This is a genomic window from Agrobacterium sp. SUL3, from assembly GCF_001263295.1.
In the GTDB taxonomy this organism is placed as follows: Bacteria; Pseudomonadota; Alphaproteobacteria; order Rhizobiales; family Rhizobiaceae; genus Agrobacterium; species Agrobacterium tomkonis.
The window spans coordinates 80,935-96,468 of the sequence record NZ_KQ414501.1 but is presented as its reverse complement, the minus strand read 5'-3'; the positions used below and the strand labels follow the sequence as shown (position 1 = coordinate 96,468).

The 15,534-nt window shown below is 59.2% G+C and carries 15 protein-coding genes and 1 riboswitch; of the genes, 3 read left to right on the top strand and 12 right to left on the bottom strand.

The window, feature by feature from the left end; genetic code table 11:
• Positions 1-20: 20 nt before the first annotated feature.
• Positions 21-1,058, bottom strand: a complete 1,038-nt coding sequence (gene cobW / locus AKG12_RS09835; protein ID WP_052818663.1) for a cobalamin biosynthesis protein CobW — start codon at positions 1,056-1,058, stop codon at positions 21-23.
• A complete protein-coding gene (locus tag AKG12_RS09830; protein ID WP_052818662.1) occupies positions 1,055-1,480 on the bottom strand; it encodes a DUF1636 family protein in 426 nt (141 codons plus the stop codon). Before AKG12_RS09830 ends, cobW begins: the two co-directional genes overlap by 4 nt.
• Positions 1,481-1,600: 120 nt before the next feature.
• Positions 1,601-1,818: riboswitch (cobalamin riboswitch) on the bottom strand.
• A 133-nt stretch (positions 1,819-1,951) separates the two neighbouring features.
• Here AKG12_RS09830 and cobO point away from each other — a divergent pair.
• Together cobO and AKG12_RS09820 are read left to right on the top strand one after the other, a co-directional pair.
• Positions 1,952-2,569, top strand: coding sequence for a cob(I)yrinic acid a,c-diamide adenosyltransferase (cobO, locus tag AKG12_RS09825; protein ID WP_052818826.1), 618 nt, complete (start codon positions 1,952-1,954; stop codon positions 2,567-2,569).
• Position 2,570: 1 nt separating this feature from the next.
• Positions 2,571-4,028 carry a cobyric acid synthase gene (locus AKG12_RS09820; protein ID WP_052818661.1) on the top strand — a complete coding sequence of 486 codons (1,458 nt, stop codon included), beginning with the start codon at positions 2,571-2,573 and terminating at the stop codon, positions 4,026-4,028.
• On the opposite strand, the gene cbiB is transcribed toward AKG12_RS09820, so the two are convergent.
• Positions 4,015-4,980: an adenosylcobinamide-phosphate synthase CbiB gene (gene cbiB / locus AKG12_RS09815; protein WP_052818660.1), complete on the bottom strand. Its 966-nt coding sequence runs from the start codon at positions 4,978-4,980 to the stop codon at positions 4,015-4,017. The genes AKG12_RS09820 and cbiB overlap by 14 nt on opposite strands.
• Here cbiB and cobD point away from each other — a divergent pair.
• Complete coding sequence (gene cobD / locus AKG12_RS09810) at positions 4,979-6,025, top strand: threonine-phosphate decarboxylase CobD (RefSeq protein ID WP_052818659.1); 1,047 nt, start codon at positions 4,979-4,981, stop codon at positions 6,023-6,025. The genes cbiB and cobD overlap by 2 nt on opposite strands.
• On the opposite strand, the gene AKG12_RS09805 is transcribed toward cobD, so the two are convergent.
• From AKG12_RS09805 to AKG12_RS09765, 9 genes are all read right to left on the bottom strand, one after another.
• Entirely contained in the window at positions 6,007-7,284 is a 1,278-nt protein-coding gene (locus AKG12_RS09805; protein WP_052818658.1) for an L-fuconate dehydratase, read from the bottom strand. The genes cobD and AKG12_RS09805 overlap by 19 nt on opposite strands.
• A 36-nt stretch (positions 7,285-7,320) precedes the next feature.
• Positions 7,321-7,650 (bottom strand): L-rhamnose mutarotase, encoded by a 330-nt coding sequence (locus AKG12_RS09800; RefSeq protein WP_052818657.1) that lies wholly within the window; start codon positions 7,648-7,650, stop codon positions 7,321-7,323.
• A gap of 11 nt (positions 7,651-7,661) precedes the next feature.
• Complete coding sequence (locus tag AKG12_RS09795) at positions 7,662-8,795, bottom strand: mannitol dehydrogenase family protein (RefSeq protein ID WP_052818656.1); 1,134 nt, start codon at positions 8,793-8,795, stop codon at positions 7,662-7,664.
• Positions 8,792-9,802 (bottom strand): zinc-binding alcohol dehydrogenase family protein, encoded by a 1,011-nt coding sequence (locus tag AKG12_RS09790; RefSeq protein ID WP_052818655.1) that lies wholly within the window; start codon positions 9,800-9,802, stop codon positions 8,792-8,794. The genes AKG12_RS09795 and AKG12_RS09790 overlap by 4 nt, the downstream gene beginning before the upstream one ends.
• A 3-nt stretch (positions 9,803-9,805) precedes the next feature.
• Entirely contained in the window at positions 9,806-10,627 is an 822-nt protein-coding gene (locus AKG12_RS09785; protein WP_052818654.1) for an amidohydrolase family protein, read from the bottom strand.
• A 4-nt stretch (positions 10,628-10,631) separates the two neighbouring features.
• Positions 10,632-11,645 (bottom strand): aldo/keto reductase, encoded by a 1,014-nt coding sequence (locus AKG12_RS09780; protein ID WP_052818653.1) that lies wholly within the window; start codon positions 11,643-11,645, stop codon positions 10,632-10,634.
• Between the two features lie 64 nt (positions 11,646-11,709).
• The gene (locus AKG12_RS09775; protein ID WP_046799686.1) at positions 11,710-12,651 is read right to left on the bottom strand and encodes an ABC transporter substrate-binding protein; all 942 of its coding nucleotides are present in this window, start codon (positions 12,649-12,651) and stop codon (positions 11,710-11,712) included.
• Positions 12,652-12,727: 76 nt separating this feature from the next.
• Positions 12,728-13,750: an ABC transporter permease gene (locus tag AKG12_RS09770; RefSeq protein WP_046799687.1), complete on the bottom strand. Its 1,023-nt coding sequence runs from the start codon at positions 13,748-13,750 to the stop codon at positions 12,728-12,730.
• Positions 13,751-13,761: 11 nt separating this feature from the next.
• Positions 13,762-15,321, bottom strand: coding sequence for a sugar ABC transporter ATP-binding protein (locus AKG12_RS09765; protein WP_082178783.1), 1,560 nt, complete (start codon positions 15,319-15,321; stop codon positions 13,762-13,764).
• Between the last annotated feature and the right edge of the window lie 213 nt (positions 15,322-15,534).

Sequence of the window (15,534 nt, the reverse complement as noted above, 5' to 3'; positions counted from 1 at the left end):
AGCATTTCCATTAAGAAGTGTCAGGCGGCCAGCATCTGTTCGATCTTTTCGCGGTTGATGCCCTTTTCGCCAATGATAACGAGCCGGCTGCGGCGCTCCTCACCCGCCGCCCATGGGCGGTCGTAATAATGATTGACGCGGCTGCCGACAGCCTGCACCTGCAGGCGCATCGGCTTGGCGGAAACCTCGATGAAACCCTTGATACGCAAAACATTTTCCGCAGCCGCCGTCTCGGCGATGCGGGCCGCCAGCGCTTCCGGATCGCTCACGGCCGGCAGGTCGATGACGAAGCTGTCGAAATCGTCGTGTTCATGGTCAAACGCGCCATCATGATGCGTGCGGCGGTTTTCAATATCCTCTTCCACCGCAAGACCCAGGCCGATCAGCACAGCAGGGTCGATGGCGCCATTCGAAGCGACGACGATCTTCGCCGCCTTCGGCAGATGCTCAAGGATATGGGCCTTCGCCTTGCCGAGACCGGCATCATCGAGAAGATCGGCCTTGGTCAACACGATAAGATCGGCGCAGGCAACCTGATCCTCGAAAACTTCCTCCACCGGATCATCGTGATCGAGCGCCTCGTCATTGGCCCGCTGGGCGGCAAGCGCTTCCATGTCGTGGGCAACCTGTCCTTCGGCAAGGGCGGCGCCATCCACCACGGCCACCACTGCATCCACCGTCACGCGGCTCTTGATCGCCGGCCACTGGAAGGCCTGCACCAGCGGCTTCGGCAGGGCGAGGCCGGACGTTTCGATGAGGATATGCTCCACCTTCGGCTGGCGGCTCAAAATCTGTTCGATAGCGGGTTGGAAATCATCCGCCACCGTGCAGCAGATGCAGCCATTGGCCAGTTCGACGATGTTTTCTTCCGGGCAGCTTTCAATGCCGCAGCCCTTCAGGATTTCGCCATCGATGCCGATATCGCCGAATTCATTGACAATGATGGCGAGCCGCTTGCCATCCAGCTTTTCGAGAAGGCCGCGCAGCAGCGTGGTTTTTCCAGCCCCCAGAAAGCCGGTGACGATGGTGCAGGGAACGCGGTCCAGAAGGGTGCTCATGATCTCTCCTCGGTAAAATCGAATGGGGGAATGCGCGCCACCATGCCGCGCTTCAATGGTTCGGGGCGGCCGCGCCAGGGCATCAGGCCGTCTGCGGAGGCGGCCAGCATATGCGCGCCTGTCAGCAGGTCTTCCGCGTCATCGGGCGTCAGCCCGCCAAACACATAGGACCAGCCGTCGGCACCGCGAAGCACGGCGCTGAGGCCGCGCTTACAATTGGCAAGGCAATTGACGGAACGAACGACGACGCCGGATTCTTCCGCCTTTGCGATAACGGCATCAGCGAGACGCGAACCGGCGCGCGGTTCGGCATTGGGATCGGCTTCATCGCGACAGCTTCGGCAAACGAAGACGACAACACCAGATGCCGTGTTAGCCTGCGTGTTTCCGCCTGCACATGGAGATGTCGCTGAAATATCCAAACCGTTTCGCTTCCCGCGCCTTTAAAAAATCGTCGGGGTGCGGATATCGAAAACGGCGTGCGCAGATGCGCAAACCCAATGTTCGATCTGACCGACTAACCGGAGCACCCCGCCCGGCAGACGTTTTTTTCTGAAACGGCAGGTCTCCTGGCTTGCGGCTTCAAAACACCCGGACACCGCCTTCCCGAACCCATCTTGGAGGTCCAGTGGCTTTACGGTGCGGGCTTACCGCTTACAGTTGCGGGGGCAGCCACGGAATGACCCATTGTCCGGGTGGAACCGTGTTCCCTCTTAGCTTTTCCCGTTGCCGGGAAAAGACCGTCAGTCCGATACCATTAGGCTGAACGGGGGTGAGGGTCAATGCCGTGGCCTGCCCCTCATACATTGCCGGGTGCGGCAAATTGGGTATAGTCGCCGCTCCGAATGGCAGGGGCATCCGGTCCCGCACCGCAGGATGAGAAGGAAAACGCGATGACACGCGACATCAGCGACAACGAAGCCGAACGTCACCGGCAGAAAATGGTCAACCGCAAGACGGTGCAGGATGCCGAAGTTGCGGCAAAGACCATCGAAAAAGGTCTGCTGATGATCAATACTGGCCCGGGCAAAGGCAAGTCCACGGCGGCCTTCGGTCTTGCCCTGCGGATGCTCGGCACCGGGCGGCGGGTCGGCGTCGTGCAGTTCATCAAGGGCGCATGGTCGACGGGCGAACAGCAGGCGTTGACGCTTTTCGGCGACAGTGTTGTCTGGCGCACCATGGGCGAGGGTTTCACGTGGGACACGCAGGATCTGAAACGCGATGTTGCCGCAGCCACAAAAGCCTGGGAAGAAGCCAAGGTCCTGATGGCCGATAAAACGATCGGCCTCCTGATCCTTGATGAGCTGAACATTGCGCTGCGTTACGACTATCTGCCGCTGGAAGAGGTTGTTGAAACCCTGTCCAGCCGCAGACCTGATCTGCATGTCGTCGTCACCGGCCGCAACGCCAAGCAACCGCTGATCGAGGCGGCCGACATGGTAACGGAAATGACGCTGGTGAAACACCACTTCAAGGCGGGAGTGAAGGCGCAGGCGGGGATAGAATTCTGACATGACTGCGCGGGTGCTGATGTTTCAGGGAACCGGCTCGGATGTCGGCAAATCGCTGATGGTGGCCGGCCTTGCCCGTGCATTCACCCGGCGCGGCCTGTCGGTAATGCCGTTCAAACCGCAGAACATGTCGAACAATGCGGCGGTGACCGCCGATGGCGGCGAGATCGGCCGCGCCCAGGCGCTGCAGGCGCGGGCGGCGGGCGTGCCGCTATCCGTCCACATGAACCCGGTATTGCTTAAACCCCAAAGCGAAACCGGTGCACAGGTGGTGGTGCAGGGCAAGATCGTCGGCAATGCCAAGGCCGCCGATTATCAGCACATGAAGGCGGGACTGATGCCGCGCGTGCTGGAAAGCTTCGATCGCCTGAAACAGCAGGCCGATCTGGTACTGGTGGAAGGGGCGGGCAGCGCGTCTGAAATCAACCTGCGCGCCAATGACATCGCCAATATGGGTTTCGCCCGCGCGGCCGGTGCACCGGTGATCCTGATCGGCGATATCGACCGGGGCGGCGTCATCGCCAGCCTCGTCGGCACCAAGGCAGTGCTTGAGCTGGACGATGCGGCAATGATCGAAGGTTTCATCGTCAACCGCTTCCGCGGCGATCCGGCGCTGTTTTCCGATGGCATGCGGATGATCGCGGAAAAGACCGGCTGGGCCTCCATCGGGCTTCTGCCGCATTTTTCCGATGCCGCGAAACTGCCGGCAGAAGATGCTCTCGGTGTTTCCGGCCCGGCCCAACAGAAACCGGGCGCAAAGATCCGCATCGCGGTGCCAATCCTGCCGCATATCTCCAATTTCGACGATCTTGATCCGCTGGACATGGAGCCGGATGTGGAACTGATCCGCATACGGCCGGGCGAAACCATTCCTGCCGATTGCCGGCTGGTGCTGCTTTGCGGTTCGAAATCCACCATCGCCGATTTGGCCGTGCTTAAAAACGCAGGCCTCGATATCGACATCAAGGCCCATGCCCGGCGTGGTGGCTATGTTCTCGGCCTTTGCGGCGGATACCAGATGCTCGGCAAAACCGTTGCCGATCCTGACGGCATAGAAGGGCCGCCGGCGACGGTAACAGGGCTTGGCCTGCTGGATGTCGATACGGTTTTGACCGGCGATAAGCGGCTCGTTTCCGTACGTGGCAGAAGTTTCGACGGGATTGATTTATCCGGCTATGAAATGCATGTCGGCGAAACGAAGAGTGCTGCGGATAGCCTGCCGTTTTCGATGATCGAGGGATATGCCGATGGCACCATCTCGCCTGACGGCCGCGCCTTCGGCACCTACATTCACGGGCTTTTCGCGGATGACCGCCAGCGTAGCGCATGGCTGCTGCGGCTCGGCGGTGAGCATACGCAGCTGAACTACGATGCGCAGATTGAAGCCGTTCTTGACCGTTTGGCGGCGCATATGGAAGAACACCTCGATCTCGACAGGCTGCTGTCTATAGCGCGATAAGGATTGCGAGAAGCCCAAACAGGCCGATCAACAGGACATCTGCGATCCTTGCCAGCCTGAGCGCCGCGCGAATATCGCCGGCAACCAGCGCCGCCCTCCCGCCTTCGCCCATAAAACGCGCATCGATCATCTGCCCACCATAGGAGCGCGGGCCGGCAAGCGCAAAGCCAAGCGCACCAGCCAGCGCCGCCTCCGGCCAGCCGGCATTGGGGGAACGATGGTGGTGCGCATCGCGACGGATTGCGGCGAGGGCCCCGCGCGGAGAAGCACCTTTCACGAAAAACGCGGCGATGACGAAAAGACCGCCGCTCAATCTTGAGGCCGGCAGATTGACCAGATCGTCCAGCCGGGCCGAGGCCCAGCCAAAGGCCTCATGGCGTGGAGAGCGGTGGCCGATCATGCTGTCGGCCGTATTGATCGCCTTGTAAGCTGCACCGCCCGGCAGGCCCAACAAGCCGAGCCAAAGGGCAGGGGCAACAATACCGTCAGAAAAATTCTCGGCCAGACTCTCAATTGCCGCCCGGCATATCGCCGCCTCGTCCAACGCCTGCGGATCGCGACCGACGATCATCGACACCGCCTTGCGGCCACCCTCCACACCCTCGCGCTCCAATGCAACGGCAACGGCCTCCACATGCTGTTCCAGACTTTTTTGCGCCGGAAGCGAGGCGCCGAGGACAGCCGCAGCCAACAGGCCGATGGGCAAGAGAAGCAGAACCGATTGTACGGACCATGCAAGAATGACGGTGAGACCGGCAAAAACAACCAGCGCAGCCACGCCTGCCGCCTTACGCTGCGAAAATGAAGCGCTCTCCCGGTTCCATTTTTTGTCCAGCAGCGCGATAAGCGAACCGATCCAGGTGACGGGGTGGCCGATACGTTTGAACAACCAGTCCGGATAGCCGGTCAAGCGTTCGATCACGAGCGACAGGAAAGCGAGAGCAAAGAACATGGGCGAGACAGTACCAGAAAAGCCGCAGGCTGCGATCCGTCACGGCGGCAATCTCGGCAAGGCGCGCCTGATGTTTCCTGATGCGCCTGAACCGTGGATCGACCTATCCACCGGGATCAATCCGCACTCCTATCCGCATTCTCCCATTCCCGCCAGCGCATTCGCCCGCCTGCCGGAACCGGATGCCGCCGAAGCGTTGAAGCGGCTGGCAGCAACCCATTTTGGCGCACCTTCTGCCGCGCACATCACGCTTTCGCCTGGCACCCAGATGCTGATGCCGTTATTGGCTCAAATCGCTCTTTCCCGTGGGGCAAAAAACGGGGCTGTGCTTTCACCCGCCTATGCGGAACACGCCCGCACAGCGCACATGGCCGGACTGAACGTGACCGAAGTTGACAACCTTGGCGACCTGTCAGCATCCGCATATGCGGTGGTGGTCAATCCCAACAATCCCGATGGTCGTGTCACGGATCGAGACGCCTTGCTGTCTCTGGCTCATTCGATGCGTCGTAAAAACGGCCTGCTCGTCGTGGATGAAGCCTTTGTCGAAGCGGGAGGTACAGAAAGCCTCGCCGATGCCGCCGATCACGATGCGCTGGTTGTGCTGCGATCCTTCGGCAAATTTTATGGCATGGCGGGCGTGCGGCTCGGTTTCGCGATTGCGCATCCTGATACAGCCGCCGCACTTGAGGCAAGGCTCGGTCCCTGGGCAGTTTCCGGCCCGGCACTGCATATTGCGACCGAAGCTTTGGCAGACGATGAATGGCGATCATCCATGCGCCTTCAACTCACGAAAGAAGCCCGGCGCATGAATGACCTGCTGAAAAAAGCGGGGCTGGAAATCAAAGGCGGCACGTCCCTGTTCACGCTGGTCCGGGACAAGCGCGCCACAGCAGTGTTCGGGCATCTTGGCCAACGTGGCATTCTGGTCCGCATCTTTGATGAAAGGCCGAGCGATATTCGTTTCGGCCTCCCCGGCAGCGAAGAGGAGTGGCAGCGCCTGGAAGCGGCGCTGCTCTCTTTCAATCATGCCTCGAAGGTGTAGGTCTCAATCGACTCCGGCTTCATTTCGATGGAGAAGCCCGGCAGTTTCGGCGGCATGTAAGCGGCGTTGCGGATATCGCAGGGCTCGATGAAATGCTCGTGCAGGTGATCCACATATTCGATGACGCGGCCTTCCTTGGTGCCTGAAACCACCAGATAGTCGATCATTGACAGGTGCTGCACATATTCGCAAAGGCCAACGCCGCCGGCATGCGGCCAGACCGGCAGATTGTATTTGGCGGCAATCAGCAGCACAGCCAGCACTTCATTCAGGCCACCCATGCGGCAGCTGTCGATCTGCACCACGTCGATGGCGCCTTCAGCAATGAACTGCTTGAACATGATGCGGTTCTGGCACATTTCGCCCGTCGCCACCTTCACGGAACCGATGGCTGCGCGAATCTTGCGATGGCCGGCGACATCATCCGGGCTGGTCGGTTCTTCGATGAAGAAGGGCTTGGAAAAGGCGAGCTTATTCACCCACTCGATTGCCTGATCCACTTCCCACACCTGATTGGCATCGATCATCAGATAACGGTCAGGACCAATCACCTCGCGGGCGATGGTGAGACGGCGAATATCGTCTTCCAGATCACGGCCGACCTTCATCTTCACATGGTTGAATCCGGCATCAATCGCTTCCTGGCAAAGACGGCGCAGCTTGGCATCGTCATAACCGAGCCAGCCGGCTGACGTCGTGTAGCAGGCATAACCCTCGTTCTTCAGCGTCTCTATACGCTCCTTCTTGCCGCTTTCGGCCTTTTTGAGGATCGCAAGCGCATCGTCGCGGGTCAGCACATCGGTCAGATAACGATAATCAACGATGTCGGCGATTTCTTCCGCGCTCATATCGGCAACAAGCTGCCACACCGGCTTGCCCGCCTTCTTCGCCAGCAGATCCCAGACCGCATTGACGACGGCGCCGGTGGCGAGATGCATCGCACCCTTGTCCGGGCCGATCCAGCGGAGCTGGCTGTCGCTCGTCAGATGCCGCCAATATTTACCGGGGTTCTCGGTGACGGTGGTGAGGTCGGTACCGACCACCAGATGCCGCATCGCTTCGATTGCCATGCAGCAGATGTCATTGCCGCGACCGATGGTGAAGGTCAGCCCGTGGCCCTTCAGGCCTGGCTCGTCGGTGTCGAGAATGACGTAAGCCGCCGAATAATCCGGGTCGGGGTTCATCGCATCCGAACCGTCAAGGCTCTGGGAGGTCGGGAAACGCAGGTCGAAAACACGCAGATCTGTAATTTTGGTCATGGCCGGTTACTCGCGGTCAGTGTCAAAGGAAATCGTTCAATCGTGGTGGAAGGTTTCTTCCATCATCGCCCACCACTCGTCTTGCCTGCGGCTTTCGAGCGGTTGCTGGCAGGGAATGGTGAAAGACCACCATTCCTGGTTCTTGGGGCTTGCGGCTATCTTCGCCATGTCGGCGCTGAAATCCGTGCCGTGATACTCCCAATAGCCGAACAGCAGATTTTCCGGTTCACGCAGGAAGATCGTATAGTTACGGATGTTGCTGTCGCTGATGAGCGCCAGAACTTCCGGCCAGACGACAGCGTGCAGCCTTTTATATTCCGCGATCATCTCGGGTTTGACACCTATGACCATGCCCATACGCTGCATGAAAAACTCCGTTATTGCTTGATGGTAGCGAGCGCTGCGCGCAGCCCGTGTTGCGGCAGGTTCAATCCCAGCCGTTCTGCAGCAGCAATGATCGGGATGAATCGACGACGCTTCTTTTCATCGTGGTTACCGGCGATATCGGCCAGCCGATGCGCGAGAAAAGGATTGCGCAAACGTTCGCGCAACACACTGATATAGACCTCAGCCTCATCTCCCATGCCTTCGGCAGCAAAGACCGGCAGAACCTCGTCCCGCCAGAGCGTTTCCAGATCCGTAACGAGAGCGTCGTCGCCCATTGCCTGACGCACTGTCTCGTCATTCGCACGCGCATCCTGCATCCAGCGCTCCGCCAGATAGGAGTGGCCGAGATTGAGCAGAAAAAGCTTCAGCTTTTCGTAGTGGTCGAGATCATCCGTCAGCACGATCGCAGGGTGAGCGCATGGCAAAACGAGCCCTTCCTGCCTCTCGATCGCCCAGAGCGCATAGGGCTCCGCCACCGCACCAACTGGATCGATAGGCTCGGAGACGATACGGTCGACCAGACTATTGGCGAAACGGCATTTCTCGTTGAGATAAAAGGCAAACCCCGCCGGCAACTGCCATTCGTCTGCAAGCTGGCGAATGACGTGCTGCAGCCTTTCGCCATTGCGCGGCACAAGTTCGCAGGGGAAGATCGACAAAGGCGCCTCCGGATTGCTCTGAAAACGCTCCAGCAGCAACATGCAGAGTTTCGCCGGAAAGCTTTTCGGCACCACCGAGAAATCGGCAGCAAGCCCAGGCCCGTCAGCGGAATCCAGCTCATAACCGCGATCACCCGTATTGGACAGAATGACCTCGGCCATGCAGGCGAGACGCCGCACTTCGGCCCAGTCGGTCGCGGCGGTCAGCGCCCGCGCGACAGCCTTGCTCGGAATTTCCTCATCCACTTCCTGCCCATCGCTGATACCGCGAATGCGCACAGGATAGGGCGCGCCGCTATTCAGTGCGGCAACACGCTTCAGGCTTTCCGCATTGCCGGTCGTCTGAACAATAGCGATATGCCCGAGAGCCTCGCCTTTATCCAGCGCCTGCGAAACGAACAGATCCGCATGCGCCAGAAGAAAACGGCTGGTGCCAAATTGCAGAATGGGCGTGTCAGCTGTCATGCGACCTCCACCATGCCTTTGATTACTCCGGCTTTCGGATCGGTCAGCTGAGAGAATTTGGAAGGCACATCGGCAAGCGTCATCCGGTGGGTAATCAGTGCTTCCGGTACCTTCCCGTCCCGCAGCGCCTGCAACACCCGCTCGAAATCCTGAAGCGTTGCATTTCGGCTGCCCAGCAGCGTCGTTTCGCGCTTGTGAAACTCCGGATCGTTGAAGCTGATATCGCTGGCGACTATGGATACCAGCACATAGGAGCCGCCGTGCCCGACGAAGGAAAACCCGCGTTCCATGGCCTTCGGATTGCCCGTCGCATCAAAAACCGCATCGAAGAAATCACCGCCGGTAATATCAGAGAGGCGGTCCTTATCACCTTCACCGAGCGTTACGGTATGGGCGACGCCGAGATGCTCCCTGCAGAAATCCAGCCGGTCGGTGCGCCCGTCGATCATGGTCACCTCGCCACCATCGAGAACCGCAAAAACCGCACCCGCCATGCCGATAGGGCCGGCGCCGACGATCAGGACCTTCTGCCCCTTCTCGACCGCGCCGCGGCGCACGGCATGCGCGCCGATGGCCAGAAATTCGGTCATGGCCGCCTGATCGAGGCTCAACCCCTCAGCCTTCAGCACGAATTGCTGCGGAACGCTCAAATATTCCACCATGCCGCCATCGCGATGAACGCCGAGGACACCAATATTGCGGCAGCAATTGCTCTTGCCTTTCAGGCAGGCGCTGCATTTTCCGCAGGAGATATAGGGAATGACGGTGACCACGTCGCCAGCGGAAAGAGGACTGCCATCAGGTGCTTCTTCCACGGTGCCGGAAAGCTCGTGGCCCATGATGCGCGGGTAGGAAAGATAGGGCTGGTTGCCAGTGAAGATGTGCAGATCCGTACCGCAGACGCCTATGCGGCGAATGCGCACCAGCACTTCACCTTCACCGCGTACAGGTTTCGGTAAATCCTTGGCGGTAAGTTGACCGGGAGTGTCACAGAAAATCGCCAGCATGCATCACCTGTCAGAAAGGGAATAAAAACGGATGGCGTTGCCGCCAAAAACTGCCGCATGGTCCTCTGCCGGCAAGATATCGCGGCAGAAATCCAGCCAGACCTGGTAATCGCCGGCCAGTCGCAACACCGGCCAGTCGCTGCCGAAGATCACGCGGTTTGCGCCGAAGAGTTCCAGAATGGTTTCCGCATAGGGTCGCACCGCTTCCGGCCGCTGATCACCGCGCTCGGTCAACAGGCCAGAAAGCTTGCAATGGACATTGGGTAGGGCAGCCAGAGCCGCCATGTCGCTCCGCCAGCCGCTATAATGACCGGTGGCGATCAACGGCTTCGCACCATGATCGATGACAACAGGCAGTTGCGGATGGCGGCGGGCGAAAGACAGGAGATGCGGCAGATTTGGCGGCAGGACCAGCGCATCAAACACAAGCCCGTGTTTCACCAGCGCGTCCACAGCGGTATCCAGCGCCGGATCGTCGATCCAGGCCACATCCTCAATGCCCTGCAGCATGGGGCGTACACCCCTGAAGGCCGAATGTTTTGCCCGGCGGGCAATTTCCGTCGCCGCATCGGGGGACTTCATGTCCACCCAGCCAACCACACCTTTGATGAAATCTGTCTTATCCGCCAGCTCCAGCATGAAATCCGTATCGGCGGCAGTCTCCATTGTCTGCACCAGCACTGTTCCCGAAACCCCTGCCTCAGCCAGCAACGGCGACAGATCGGCCGGAAGAAAATCCCGGTAGATGGCGGCGAGCGCCGGCGGCGGCCATTGCCCGGCACGATCCTTCATCAGCCAGAAATGCTGGTGGGCGTCTATGAGCATTGCTTCAGACCTTTCCGCCAGGCACGGGCGAACCTTCGGCAATCAGGCCGCGCCTGTGCAGCTCGGACCAGAATTCATCTGGGATCGATTGTTCGAACCATTCGATATTGGAGGCAAGCTGTTGCGCGTTGCGCGCGCCTGACACAACCGTGACTGAAGCCGGATGGGCGAGCGGGAACTGCAGCGCAGCCGCCTGCAACGACACGCTCAACTCCTCGCACACGCCCTGCAGCGCATCGACGCGCGTGAGGATATCGGCAGGCGCATCGGCATAGTTGAACTTGCGGTTACCAGCCAGAATGCCTGAGTTGAACGCACCAGCGACAACGATGCCGACACCGCTTTCAGCGCAGCGGTTCATGAAGGCAAGGCTCTGCTGTTCCAGGAGCGTATAGCGACCAGCAAGCATGGCGACGTCTATATCGAAGACATCCATGGCGTCGCTGACGATCTGCCATTCGTTAACGCCAAGCCCAACAGCTCCGGTGGACCCTTCTTCGCGCAATTTGCCAAGCGCCCGGAAGCCGCCGCCAGTGGTCAGCTGCTCCCAGTAATGCCGGTGCTTTTCGCCGTGGGTGAAGGAGCCGATATCATGCACGTAAAGAATATCCGGCTTCAGAACGCCCAGCCGCTGCTGGCTTGCCTCGAAGGAGCGCAGGATACCGTCATAAGAATAATCATAGACCGGGCGGAACGGCAGCGGCGCTATATAGGCATCCTCCTCCGGACCGACGGTCTCGTCAGGAACCATCACACGGCCGACCTTGGTGCTGAGCGTATATTCGTTCCGCTCATGCTCCGTTACCATGGTGCCGAGACGACGCTCCGACCGCGTATACCCGTAAAAGGGCGCGGTATCGAAATAACGCATGCCGCTTTCCCATGCCGTGTCGAACGCACCTTTGGACTCCTCATAGGGCGTGACGCGGTAGAGATTGCCCATCTGGGCGCAGCCGAGGCCCATGACCGTGACGTCAACGGCGCGGCGCGGCAATTTACGTGTGTCGGAGACTTTCATCGCAGGGACTTTCCGGGTTTTATTTGAAAAGGCGCGCCACCGTGAAGCGGCGCGCCATCATGCATCAATAAAGAACGTTCTTGGCTTCCGGCTTGTCGACATTGTCCTTGGTGACAACAACGACGCCGGTGTCGACGAACTTCTCAACCTTTTCCTTGTTGATGAGCTTGGTGATGGTTTCCACGCCCTTCTCACCCATCTGGTAGGAACCCTGAACGACGATGCCGGCCAGTGTGCCATCCTTGACGAAGCCCTGAAGATCCTGATTGCCGTCGAAGCCGATGCCAACGACCTTGCCGGCCTTGCCGGTCTGGGCAAGCGCACGGCCAACACCGATTGCCGTCGGCTCATTGGCGCCGAAGATACCCTTCAGATCGGAATTGGCGGCCAGAACGTCGGTGGTCTGGTTCAGCGCGGTCGCCATCTGCGACTGCGAATAGAAAGGACCGACGATCTTCAGGTTGGAATTCATCTGGATGTAATCGGTGAAACCGCCAACGCGGCCGATTTCCGAACCGGCACCGGCAACGTAAGACATGACGGCAATCTTGCCTTCCTTGCCCACCTTGTCGATCAGCGCCTGCGCTGCCAGTTCGCCGGCTTTCTTGTTATCGGTCGCCAGGAACGACTGGTAATATTGCTCGGAGCCGCTCGCCAGCTGCGAGTCGATCAGAACCACGGGAATACGGGCTTCCCAGGCCTTCTTGACGGCCGGAACTAGCGCATCCGGATCGGAAGGGGCAAGAACGATGCCGGCGACCTTACGGTTGATGGCGTTTTCAACCATGTTGACCTGGTCGGCAATCGCAGATTCGGCAGCCGGACCCTGGAAGGTCATGGTGTTGCCGGCAGAGTTCTTCATCGCCGCATCGGCGCCCTTCTGAACGTTCTGCCAGAAGGTGGAATTGACGGTCTTGACGATGACGGCGATTTCGCCGGCCTGCACGGTGGAAACGCTCCACAGCGCGATTGCGGATGTCAGAAGGGCGGTCGCAAGTTTGTTCATTTCTTCCTCCATGATGTCGGCATACCGGGCCTCCCCTTGCCGATCTTTTTTGCGGAAAGGGTCCGCAGGCCCTTGATCAGCGGCGGTTGCGCAACTGGTCGATCCAGACGGTGACCAGAATGACGAGGCCGATGATGATCTGTTGTGTGAAGGCGGAGACGCCGTTCATATTGAGACCGTTGCGCAGGATACCGATGACGAAGGCGCCGATGGCTGTGCCGGAAATTGTGCCCACACCGCCGATCAGGGACGTGCCGCCAATGACGGCGCTGGCAATCGCATCCAGCTCATACATCACGCCTTCATTCGGCTGGGCCGTGACGAGGCGTGACATCAGCACGCAGCCCGTCAGTCCAGCCAGAGTTCCGGACAGGATGTAGGTGAAGTTGGTAACGCGGGCGACATTCACGCCAGACAGCCGCGCCGCATCCGCGTTGGAACCGACGGCATAGATATGACGGCCGAGGATCGAGCGGTTGAGCATGAAGGAAACCGCAAGCGCAATCACCACCATCAGGATGACGGGGTAGGGGATGCCCGGAAACACGACGTTCGGAAAGCCGTCATCACCGATAGTGACGATGCGGAAGAGCGCGCCATTGCCGAGTTCGCCGAAGGATTCCCCGAGGCCGGACACAGCACGCGCGCCGGTGATCTGCAGGGCCACACCGCGGGCGATCAGCATCATGCCGAGTGTGGCGATGAAGGGCGGCAGCTTGAAGCGTGTGACAAGCAGGCCGTTGATGAAGCCGCAAAGCGAACCCGTCAGAATGCCGAGAAACATGCCGATTGGCACCGGCATGCCAAGTTCTTTCACCGCAAGGGCTGCAACGACCCCGGCAAGCGCAAGCACCGAACCGACGGAAAGATCGATACCGCCGGTGATGATGACACAGGTTGCGCCAATACCGAGCAGCGCGATGGATGTGACCTGCAATGCGATCGTCATGCCATTATTGACGGTGAAGAAAGCGCTGCTGGTTGCGGAGAAGACCGCGACAAGCGCCACGAGGCTGCCAAGCGCCGCAAATTTCTGGATGATGTCCTTTTGGCGGTCGCTGAAAGCGAAGCTCTTCTTGGGTTCTGCAATATTGGCCATGTCGTTCCTCACTACGCGGCCCGGCCGTAACCGGACGCATACCGCATGATTTCTTCCTGATTGGTCTTGGCGGTCTCAAGCACGCCCGTGATCCGGCCCTGGTGGAAAACGGCGATGCGATCCGTTAGCCCGAGAATTTCCGGCAGCTCCGAACTGATGAGAACAACGCCGATGCCCTGCGCGGCCAACTCATCCATGATCTTGTAGATCGCGAATTTCGCGCCGACATCGATGCCGCGCGTCGGCTCATCGAAGAACAGCACACGCGACTGCCGGAACAGCCATTTACCGATGATGATTTTTTGCTGATTGCCACCCGATAGCAGCCGCACGGTCTGCTGGATGGAAGGTGTACGAATATTTAAAAGATCGACGTAACGTCTGGCGACATCGTCGTGCTTCTTGAAATCGATCAACCCGAAACGGTTGGAAACTTCGCCAATATTGGCAAGAGTGGTGTTTGCGGCAACGGACATCTTGATGGCGAGACCATCGCTCTTCCTGTCTTCCGACAGATAGGCAATGCCTTCCCTGATGGCGTCCTGCGGTGAGCGGATGGAAAGCTCGCGGCTCTCAAAGATGATTTTTCCGCTATCAAGAGCATCGGCTCCGAAGATCGCACGCGCCACCTCAGTACGCCCGGCCCCCATCAACCCGGCAAAACCGAGAATTTCGCCGCGCCGCAGCGAGAAGGAGACATCCTGAAACACGCCCGCGCGCGTCAATCCCTCGGCAGAGAAGATGATATCTTCAGAGGGCTTCGATGTGCGCTCCGGAAACTTGTCTTCCAGTGAGCGCCCGACCATGCGCGTGACGATATCGTCAACGGTGATCGACGCAAAATCGTCGGTCGAAATATAACGCCCGTCACGCAAGACCGTCACGCGGTCGACGATCTCGGCCATTTCATCCAGACGATGAGAAATATAGACGATGCCGACACCGGATGCCTTTAGATCGCGAATGACCTTGAATAAGAGCCGCGTTTCCTGCTCGGTTAGCGAGGAGGTCGGCTCATCCATGATGAGCACTTCAGCGTCAAGAGAGAGCGCCTTGGCGATCTCCACCATCTGACATTGGGCGACCGAGAGGCCACGCACGATCTGGTCGGGATCGATATCGACTCCCAGCCGATCGAGACAGCGTTTGGCATCGAGGCGCAGCTTTTTGCGGTCAACGAGAAAACCGCGGCGCGGCTCACGGGCAAGATAGATGTTTTCGGCGACGGAAAGATGCGGAACCAGATTGAGTTCTTGATGAATGATGGCGATGCCCGCCGCTTCAGACTCCAGCGGCGACGCATATTGCACCTTCACGCCCTTGTGCAGGATCGTGCCGTCGCTGGGCTGGTAGACGCCGCTGATGATTTTCATCAGCGTCGATTTTCCTGCGCCATTCTCGCCGCAGACAGCATGCACTTCACCGCTGCGCAGATCGAAATGCACATTCGACAGCGCCTTGACGCCCGGAAATTCCTTGCTGATGTTTTCAAGACGCAGGAGGGCCGAACGCTCCGCGCCCGTCTCCTCAGGCGAAAAATCGCCCCGAATTGTCGATGCGCCCTGCGACATCTGGAAACCTCCCACTCGTGCTCCCCACTCCACCGGGGTGCCTTGAACAGGCCAAATGGTTAGGCCGGTTTTCTGGAATGGTCAAGCCAATTAGGGCGAAATTTGAAATACGCCTTTGAATGGCGCGGAATCTTCATCGCCGAAGATCCGATATAATACTGTAAATTCTTATATTTAAGTAATTTCTTGCGTATTGATACGCTTGGCGTTACG